This is a genomic window from Bradyrhizobium sp. 33ap4 (assembly GCF_032654765.1).
GTDB lineage: Bacteria > Pseudomonadota > Alphaproteobacteria > Rhizobiales > Xanthobacteraceae > Bradyrhizobium > Bradyrhizobium australafricanum.
This window is the reverse complement of the sequence record NZ_JAUMTJ010000140.1, coordinates 1-4,063: the sequence shown is the minus strand read 5'-3', so window position 1 is coordinate 4,063 and position 4,063 is coordinate 1. Positions and strand designations below refer to the sequence as shown.

The window sequence follows — 4,063 nt, the reverse complement described above, 5'->3', positions numbered from 1 at the left end:
GAAGCCGGCAACGCCACAGATTCCACGCTGGCGCTGGTGCCGGCCGATCGACGCGCGACGCTGATCGCCAGGCGCAACGCCGGCGCGGGCAACGTCTACACCTTCGACGTCCATCTGCAGGGCGACAACGAGACGGTGTTTTTCGACGTCTAGCCCGGCCGCTAGCCGCCGCGCCGCAGCTCTTCGGTGGCGCGCCGGAGCACCTCGTGAAGCCATTCGTGCGAAGGCTCGTCCTCGACGCGTTCGTGCCAGAGCAGCCGAACCTCCACGGGCGTCGTGGTGTAAGGCAGTTCATAGGTCGTGATCGCATGTGCCTGCTCGAGTGCACGCGCCAGCGGCCGCGGGACGATCGCAGCCAACTCGGAATCGATCAGCAGTGCGGGCAGGGCAAGGAAGTGCGGCAGCGAGACCGCGATCCGCGGCGGCCGGTCGCTGTCGGACAGCGCCCGTTCGAGCGCGGGGCGATCGTACATCTCCGAACGCCTGGCGAGTCCGCGCTCGGAGATGAAGCCGCCAATCGCGCCTTCCTGCTCACCGCCAAAGGACACCACGACCAACGGCAAGGTCGCGAGCTTTGCCTTGTCGAGCCGGCCAAGCTTGCGCCTTTTGCCGACGATCAGCACATCATTATATTCGAACAGCAGCGCCGTGCGGAAACGGCTCGGCGGCGACGAGAACACGCCGATCGCGACGTCGATGCGGCCGAGGTCGATCTGCTCGGCAAGATCGATCCGCGTCACCGGCTTGATGGTGAGGTCGATCGCAGGAGCTTCCCGGCCCAGGATCTTCAGGAGCGGCGGCGCCAGCACCATCGTCGTGAAGTCGTTGGCGGCCAGCGTGAACGGCTTGGTGGAGGCTGCTGGAGCGAAGGTCGGCAGCTCGACCGCGGCCTCCAGCGATCGCAGCGCCTGGCGAACCTGCGGCGCCATCGTCAACGCGCGCGCGGTCGGCTGCATGCCGGTGGCCGTGCGCACGAACAGGTCGTCATCCAGCATCTCGCGCAGCCGCGCCAGAGAGTGGCTGACAGCGGACTGGCTCAGCGCGACCTTCTGGCTGGCCCGCAGCACGCTGCGCTCCTCCATGACGGCGTCGAATACCTTGAGCAGATTCAGATCCAGGGTCTTGAAGGAAACGGACACGTTGAGAGTCCCCGTCTACGGCAGATCGCTCGCCTCGGCAAAATTCCGCGATCGACGGCAGTTAAGGCCAGGCATCTGGCGGATGCAACCGAGCGGATTCTCCACGAGCGTATAGCCGTGTCGTCACCACCTGCCATCTGAAGCCGGTTCAGGATCACTCTGCAAGACTTTCACTTCCGCAACGCGGCGTTCTGGCCAAGATTGCCGGCGCCGGGTTGGGAGGAGAAAAGCGATGAAGGCCTGGGTGATGTTGGCCCGAAGTGGCGCGCGTAAATCAATCGGACTGGCGTTGATGCTGGTGGCGACGGCGACGTCGGCGATTGCACAGAACGGGCCGGTCAGGCTCGGCGTGCTGACCGACATGTCGTCGCTGTACGCTGACAATGGCGGCCAGGGCTCGGTGGTCGCGGCGCAAATGGCGGTGGACGATTTCAAGGGCAAGGTGCTCGGCCGCCCGATCGAGATCGTTGCCGGCGATCATCAGAACAAGGCGGATATCGGCTCGGCGATTGCCCGGCGCTGGCTGGAGAACGACAACGTCGAAGCCATCCTCGACGTCCCGAATTCCGCGGTCGCACTGGCGGTGCAGGGCATCACGCGCGACAAGAAGAAGCTGTTTCTCGCCACCGGCGCGGCAACGTCCCGGCTGACCGGCGACGAGTGCTCGCCGACCGGCATCCACTGGACTTACGATACCTACGCGCTGTCGCAGGGGGCTACGAAGGCGATTTCGCGCCTCGGCGCCAAGTCCTGGTTCTTTCTTTCGGCCGACTATTCGCTCGGTGCGCAGCTCGAGGCCGACAGCCGCAAGGTGATCGACACGACCGGCGGCAAGGTGGTCGGCGCCGTGAAACACCCGATCAACACGCCCGATTTCTCGTCCTTCCTGCTGCAGGCGCAGGCCTCCAGGGCCGACGTGATCGCGCTCGCCGACGCCGGCGGCGACTTCATCAACGCCGTGAAGCAGGCCGGCGAGTTCGGGGTGACGCGCGGGCAGAAGCTTGCCGGCCTGATCGTCTTCATCGCCGACATTCACAGCCTTGGGCTGCAGAGTGCGCAAGGCCTGATGCTGAGCTCGGCGTTCTACTGGGACCTCAACGACGAGACGCGGGCATGGTCGAAGCGCTTCATCGAGAAGACGAAGAAAGTGCCCACCATGATCCACGCCGGCACCTATGGTGCTGTCATGCACTACCTCAAGGCGGTCGAAGCCGCCGGCACGCTTGATGGGCCGACGGTCGCGGCCAAGATGCGCGAATTGCCGGTCAACGATTTCATGACCCGCAACGGCAGGATCCGTCCCGACGGCCGGCTGGTCCGCGACATGTATCTGTTCCGCGTCAAGTCGCCGGCAGAGTCGAAATACCAGTTCGACTACTACCAGCTGCTGGCCACCATCCCGGGTGAAGAGGCCTTCAGACCGATGGAGGACGGCGGATGCTCGCTCGTGAAGAAGTCGTGATCGACCGGGATGTGGCGTGCGGAGCCGCACGCAATCCAATCGACGAGGTGATCGCCGGCCGGCTGTCGTGCCGCGAGTTCTCCGGCAGTCCGGTCTCCCGATCGACCATCGAGCAGATCCTGCGCGTGGCGCGGTTCGCGCCGAGCGGCGCGAACATCCAGCCCTGGCACGTCTACGTGCTCGCCGGCGTCGCCAAGACCGAGGTGTCGGCTGCGCTGCTGGATGCGTATGAGAACGAGCCGAACGAGCACGTCTCCGAATATCAATACTACGCCAGCGCTTTCCCCGAGCCGTATCTCGGCCGTCGTCAGGAGTTCGGGCGATTGTTCTATGACACGCTCGGGATCGCGCAAAGCGACGCTGAGGCGAGGAGCCGGCAGACCGCAAAGAACTTCATGTTCTTCGGCGCGCCGGTTGGGTTGATCGTCACCATCGATCGGCGTCTCGCGATGGGAAGCTGGCTCGATCTCGGCATGTTCATCCAGAACGTGATGCTGGCGGCGGTCGGACGCGGGCTGCAATCCTGTCCGCAGGAGACCTTCGCCAGATTCCATCGGATCTTGCGTCCGCTGCTGTCGATCCCCGCCGAGCAGATGGTGGCCTGCGGGATCTCGATGGGCCACCCCAGGGAGCGGTCACGCACGCGGCTGATGCCGCGCGCGGAACTGGAGGCATTCGCCTCCTTCAAGGGTTTCGAGGATTAGACAGGAGAAAGTCATGGGAAGCCGGGAACAGCTTATCGAACGCAGCATTCCGTTTCTGCGCGAGGTCAAGGACATGACGCCGAGCGCGGCGATGGAGCGATGGCTCAACGAGACCTATGGAGAGGACAGCGCGCTGTACCAGGATCTGGCCCGCCTGATCAAAATGGGAGTCGAGGAGGGCTGGGCGGCGAACCAGGAGGTGGAAGGTCCGAACTATCGGCGCAGCCGCATCCTCGAGCCGGTCCCCGAGACGTTCCAGTTCAGCATCACCGCGGTCTACATGAACAGCACCGATCCGCGCCGCATCAAGGACGAGGACGATCACGACGTGCTGCGCGGGCAATATCATGGTCACCCCTATGGCGAGCTCAACCTCGTCGTTCCCCTCGACAAGGGCGCGCAGTTGAAGGGGCTGCAGGGCTGGCAGGGACCGGGCTGGACCGCGCCGGATCCCGGCAGCCTGCACTATCCGGAGGTCAGGGGCGGCGCGGTCATCGCGCTATTTTATCTGCCGGCCGGGCGCATCTCCTACGATTTCAAGGCGCCGGCCTGACGTTGGGCGCCGGCGGCAATCCGGTCCGGAGAATACGCATGACATTGATCTATCCGGTCGCTTCGAACAGCGTCCATCCGGCGCGCCTGTCGCCGGCGTACCGCAGCGCGATCAAGCGCGTACCCTCAAAGCCGCTGATCCCGATGCGGCACACGCTCTCGGAGCTGACCGGGCCGGTCTATGGTCATGAGACCGTGCGCGCGCA

4 protein-coding genes and 2 pseudogenes are annotated in these 4,063 nt (G+C 64.9%); 5 read left to right on the top strand and 1 reads right to left on the bottom strand.

Features of this window, described 5'->3' with window-relative positions; genetic code table 11:
* Window positions 1–153 (top strand): annotated as a pseudogene (locus Q2M23_RS43210) (protocatechuate 3,4-dioxygenase subunit alpha); the annotation flags it as partial.
* A gap of 8 nt (window positions 154–161) precedes the next feature.
* Here the strand turns inward: Q2M23_RS43210 and Q2M23_RS43205 are convergent.
* Window positions 162–1,139: a LysR family transcriptional regulator gene (locus tag Q2M23_RS43205; protein WP_076824662.1), complete on the bottom strand. Its 978-nt coding sequence runs from the start codon at window positions 1,137–1,139 to the stop codon at window positions 162–164.
* A gap of 232 nt (window positions 1,140–1,371) precedes the next feature.
* Here Q2M23_RS43205 and Q2M23_RS43200 point away from each other — a divergent pair, with 232 nt between their 5' ends.
* From Q2M23_RS43200 to Q2M23_RS43185, 4 genes and pseudogenes are all read left to right on the top strand, one after another.
* Window positions 1,372–2,601, top strand: a complete 1,230-nt coding sequence (locus Q2M23_RS43200) for an ABC transporter substrate-binding protein (protein WP_083714869.1) — start codon at window positions 1,372–1,374, stop codon at window positions 2,599–2,601.
* The gene (locus Q2M23_RS43195) at window positions 2,577–3,305 is read left to right on the top strand and encodes a nitroreductase (protein ID WP_316399457.1); all 729 of its coding nucleotides are present in this window, start codon (window positions 2,577–2,579) and stop codon (window positions 3,303–3,305) included. The genes Q2M23_RS43200 and Q2M23_RS43195 overlap by 25 nt, the downstream gene beginning before the upstream one ends.
* Window positions 3,306–3,318: 13 nt before the next feature.
* A complete protein-coding gene (locus Q2M23_RS43190) occupies window positions 3,319–3,858 on the top strand; it encodes a DUF4863 family protein (RefSeq protein WP_168858248.1) in 540 nt (179 codons plus the stop codon).
* A 38-nt stretch (window positions 3,859–3,896) separates the two neighbouring features.
* Window positions 3,897–4,063: pseudogene (locus tag Q2M23_RS43185) on the top strand (protocatechuate 3,4-dioxygenase subunit beta); the annotation flags it as partial.

What these genes read in the sequence shown, in the direction of transcription:
- Q2M23_RS43200 (WP_083714869.1), top strand. Translation starts at nt 1,372, where the DNA reads ATGAAGGCCTGGGTGATGTTGGCCCGAAGTGGCGCGCGTAAATCAATC.
- Q2M23_RS43195 (WP_316399457.1), top strand. Translation starts at nt 2,577, where the DNA reads ATGCTCGCTCGTGAAGAAGTCGTGATCGACCGGGATGTGGCGTGCGGA.
- Q2M23_RS43190 (WP_168858248.1), top strand. Translation starts at nt 3,319, where the DNA reads ATGGGAAGCCGGGAACAGCTTATCGAACGCAGCATTCCGTTTCTGCGC.